Annotated in this window: 6 protein-coding genes; 4 read left to right on the forward strand and 2 right to left on the reverse strand. The window is 43.6% G+C overall.

All coding sequences use genetic code 11. The features are described 5' to 3' along the window. On the reverse strand, positions 1-861 hold an 861-nt coding region (locus CAG68_RS17705), incomplete at its 3' end, for a PAS domain S-box protein (protein ID WP_161441446.1). A 363-nt stretch (positions 862-1,224) separates the two neighbouring features. Here CAG68_RS17705 and ubiT point away from each other — a divergent pair. Continuing rightward, a complete protein-coding gene (ubiT, locus tag CAG68_RS17710) occupies positions 1,225-1,752 on the forward strand; it encodes a ubiquinone anaerobic biosynthesis accessory factor UbiT (protein ID WP_005394645.1) in 528 nt (175 codons plus the stop codon). Then, positions 1,736-2,239, forward strand: a complete 504-nt coding sequence (locus tag CAG68_RS17715; RefSeq protein ID WP_005380119.1) for a GNAT family N-acetyltransferase — start codon at positions 1,736-1,738, stop codon at positions 2,237-2,239. Before ubiT ends, CAG68_RS17715 begins: the two co-directional genes overlap by 17 nt. 62 nt (positions 2,240-2,301) lie before the next feature. Here the strand turns inward: CAG68_RS17715 and CAG68_RS17720 are convergent, their stop codons facing one another. After that, positions 2,302-2,748 carry a hypothetical protein gene (locus tag CAG68_RS17720; RefSeq protein ID WP_005380120.1) on the reverse strand — a complete coding sequence of 149 codons (447 nt, stop codon included), beginning with the start codon at positions 2,746-2,748 and terminating at the stop codon, positions 2,302-2,304. Between the two features lie 159 nt (positions 2,749-2,907). On the opposite strand from CAG68_RS17720, the gene CAG68_RS17725 reads away from it, so the two are divergent. Together CAG68_RS17725 and rimI are read left to right on the forward strand one after the other, a co-directional pair. After that, a complete protein-coding gene (locus CAG68_RS17725; RefSeq protein WP_005380121.1) occupies positions 2,908-3,309 on the forward strand; it encodes a DNA polymerase III subunit psi in 402 nt (133 codons plus the stop codon). 12 nt (positions 3,310-3,321) lie between these two features. Further along, positions 3,322-3,777: a ribosomal protein S18-alanine N-acetyltransferase gene (rimI, locus tag CAG68_RS17730; protein ID WP_005380122.1), complete on the forward strand. Its 456-nt coding sequence runs from the start codon at positions 3,322-3,324 to the stop codon at positions 3,775-3,777. Positions 3,778-3,900 lie beyond the last annotated feature (123 nt).

Raw genomic sequence — 3,900 nt, forward strand, 5'->3', positions numbered from 1 at the left:
ATCCAAATAGAACACCAGAAGCGGTGTTTGCTTTTTGATCAGCTGTTCCAAACGTTTGGTGAAGCCAAAGCGGTTGTAGAGTTTGGTGAGCGAGTCAATGTGTATGTCTTCATTCGATGCAGAAGACAGGTTTTTGGGCGCATCATCAGCATCTTGGATTAGGATAATTTGAGATTCGCTACCTAATATCGCCGTGGAATCCGCGTGTAGCTGAACTTTCCGTTCAAAGCCGCATCTTGCGCTGGTTAAGCAGACAAAAGGTTTGTCAGAAATTAATGTACTCAATCGATGACTAAATACCTTTTTACTGTTTTCATCGATGAATAAACGACTTAGCTCTTCGCCCAACAATTCATGAGGAGAGTTAAGTCCGAGAAGGCGCGCTGATGCGGGGTTCGCAGAGATGACAATATCATCCTCGATAAGCAGTAAGCCGTCTGGTAGCAGTTGTGTTAACTTCGCAAACTTACTTTCGGACTCTTCTAAGGAGCGAACGAGTATCTGCTTTTCTGAAGTATCGACAGCGTGAAAAACAACAAAGCGAATGTCGTTACCTTCAAAAACTGGCGAAAGACTAAAGTGAAGACTGGTTTCAAGGTCGGTTTCATCGAGCGTGATTTCGGCTTCGACATGTGCCCCTTTGAACGCGCGCTGATAGTATGGTGCAAGCTTCTTATAAAACTGCTCACCCAGCACTTGGCAATCGTTTAAGCCGACGATTTCCTCATGACTTAAACCTGCGATATCGCAGTAACGGTCACTTACCATTCGATAATTGTGTTTTTTATCAAGAATGGCAAAGAAGAAAGGGCTATTTGAGGTTAGCGTGGCAAACCAATGTTTTAATTGCTGGGAAGGCATTAGGGTATTACCGATCTCCAATGAGCCAGATTATTCGTCCGTGTATAAAAAGCGACACCCTGATAAGCCTGCGGCGGTCTACCACCAAGCTAAAGTGTTACCTGCCATTAAAGGGCTCGCGGTTTTAGCTGTGCAGTCGACAATCACATGGATACGCTCAGATAACTATAACTTTGAAAATACGGTTGTAAAAGTGTTTATCCACCTGTTCGCATCAATAATACACGTAAGTTCAAAAAAAGAAGCGTTAGTGAACAATAAACCACCAATCTAAAATAAGCACTTTATTGATACATAACAGTAATCTCATCGCCACGATTGCTTAATATAAGCAACCTAATGACAAAGTAACGGATAATGAACGTGTTAAACAAGATTCGCAGTCAACTAGTAAAGAACGCAGCTAACATTTTGCGTTCTCCAGTCCAGTTATTACCACAGCCAATTCAGCAAAAAGCGTTGCTGGAAGGGCTAAAAATGGTGTTTAAAGAAGCCTTGGAAGATGGTGACTTTGAGTTCCTTGAAGACAAGTGGTTAAAAGTTGCGATTAAAGACTTGAACTTAGCATGGTACATCAGCTATCAAGACGAAAAATTGGTGGTAGCTGAAAAACCAGTTCAGGAAGATGTGAGTTTTAGTGGTAATCTAAACGACCTAGTACTGATTGCTGGTCGTAAAGAAGACCCTGACACACTGTTCTTCCAACGTCGCCTTTCAATTGAAGGTGATACTGAGCTTGGCTTAGAAGTGAAAAACTTAATGGACAGTGTCGACTTAGAGCAGTTACCGAAAGCAATGCAAGTCGCTTTGAATCAATTGGCTGATTTTGTTCAGAAAGGAGTTCAAGCGCCTGCACAACCAACCGGAGTAGCGAATGCTTATTCGAACTGAAGCCCCAGCGGACATTCTTACCATTGACCGCTTATTGAAACACGCCTTCCCGACGGAAGCTGAAGCTGAGCTTGTGATGCGTTTGCGCGAAAACAGCAAATTCACGCTTTCCTTAGTCGCGTGTACAGATGAGGGAGAGGTTATAGGCCATGCTTTATTTAGCCCTGTGACCTTAAATGGTGAAGATTTGTCATGGCAAGGGCTAGCGCCATTAGCTGTTCATGAAGATTACCGTCGCCAAGGCATCGCTGCAGAGTTGATCAAAGAAGGTTTTGATTCACTGCGTGATTTTGGCTACCCAGTGTGTGTGGTGTTGGGCGATCCTGATTATTACGCGCGCCAGGGTTTTCAATCATGCGACGAGATGGGCTTTGAATGTGCTTGGGATGTCCCTAAAGGTGCATTTCGAGTCGCAGAGTTGGTCGAAGGTCAATGTGCTGGACGCTCCGGACGCATAGACTATGCGCCAGAGTTCTCTGAACTGTAAATGAAAGAAGCCCACGACTAAGTGGGCTTCTTTCTTATTCACTGAAAACTGAGATAGGGAGGTTAGGATGACTGGTTACTTTTCTTTTTGCCCCAGACCTCTATTTTCGCTTTTTTACTTACCCCTAGCAGGCTAAGTTTTGTGCTTCCCCAGCTACTGTAAGTCATTTCAATCCGTTTTAGCTTGGCTTCTTTTGTACCTGGAAGGCTCCAGGCACGAGTCGACAATCCGCTTGTTAGTACGCCCATAGAGGAAAGCTTTTTCTCACTACCATCTGTCATGACGACTTTTAAACCATTCATGTCTACCGTTCCTTGCACACATTTTAGTTTTATTTTACTGAAGCTTCGGTTTCGGAATAGGCTATTTGGTGTCACGGTATCTGTTTCTGTATGAAAGTTAACGGTTTTCGTTGCAATCAGCTCCCACTCATCGCTGTTATTAGCAAAAACACTCACGCTGGTGGCGGCTACCAGTGTGCAAAGTAGTAGCGTATTTAAGAATTTCATAATGTACCTCATATGTCATACCCAATGTGTGGCCGTTGGCAAAACGCTATGTTCAGGAATATCCAAATCATCTCATTGTGTTCAGGTGTTCCTTGAAGTCCTTTAGGTATAATCGCGATAATTTGATAGGATTGCCCTCGTTCAAATAGGTGACGGAAAATGTCAATTAACGAGAAACAGTATTTACGTGAAATGGGGATCAGCACATGGGAGCTGGTACACCCTGAAAGACTGGAAGGCTATCAATCGCCATTATTGGATTTGCAAAGTTCATGTAAACTCCTATTGGTATCGCCAATATGTCCAGAAAACGAGACGGCATTGATGTTTGAGCGCGTATTAAAAAGCATTAAGCTCACGCTTGATGATGCGCTACACCTAGAGCCTGAGCGCTTATCCATGCTGGGTGAACATCAGCTAGAGTGGGTGTGGTTTGCAGGCTGTGAGGCTGATCAAAGCATCAAGGCAAAGCACCTGACCTCACCACTATTACAAGATATTGATGGTAATAACGAACAGCGCCGCGCATTGTGGCAACAAATCTGTTCGTACTCTTCTTAACGGAGCTAATGCGTGACAATTGAAATTACGCCGATGCGTGCAGAGCACCTCGACCAAGTTTGGCAAATCGAGCAGCAAGCACATTCTCACCCTTGGGCCGAATCTTTGGTTCGTGACTTATCCAGTCGCGGTGCTTGCCATCATGTGATGCTGGAAGGCTCTCAAGTGGTTGGTTACTTCTATGGACAGAATATTGTTGGAGAAGTGACACTATTAAATATTGCAGTAGCGCCTTCTCAACAGGGCAGAGGGCTAGGGCAAAAATTGCTGGACGCGTTTATTGAATACTGTGAACAAGCCAAAGCAGAGAGTGCTTGGTTAGAAGTGCGTGAAAGTAATCACCCAGCTATCCATATTTATGAGCAAGCAGGTTTTAATGAAGTGGACCGTCGTTACAACTATTACCCAGCTAAATCGGGAAATGGTAAGGAAGACGCCATTATCATGAGTTACTTATTTTTGAGTTAGTTTTAGGCCGTTACTAATTACCTCATCAACACTTATGCTTTAAATGCGTATCCGGATTCGAGGCTTTTGAATATGTAATAATAATTTTTTGAATTTTTACATCTCTTTGTGTGGAGCTGGCTT

The organism is Vibrio sp. V42_P2S4T144 (assembly GCF_009904715.1).
GTDB classification, from domain to species: domain Bacteria; phylum Pseudomonadota; class Gammaproteobacteria; order Enterobacterales; family Vibrionaceae; genus Vibrio; species Vibrio alginolyticus.

Bases quoted from the DNA above. Each gene is read 5' to 3' on its own strand.
- CAG68_RS17715 (WP_005380119.1), top strand. From the start codon at position 1,736: ATGCTTATTCGAACTGAAGCCCCAGCGGACATTCTTACCATTGACCGC.
- CAG68_RS17720 (WP_005380120.1), bottom strand. From the start codon at position 2,748: ATGAAATTCTTAAATACGCTACTACTTTGCACACTGGTAGCCGCCACC.
- CAG68_RS17725 (WP_005380121.1), top strand. From the start codon at position 2,908: ATGTCAATTAACGAGAAACAGTATTTACGTGAAATGGGGATCAGCACA.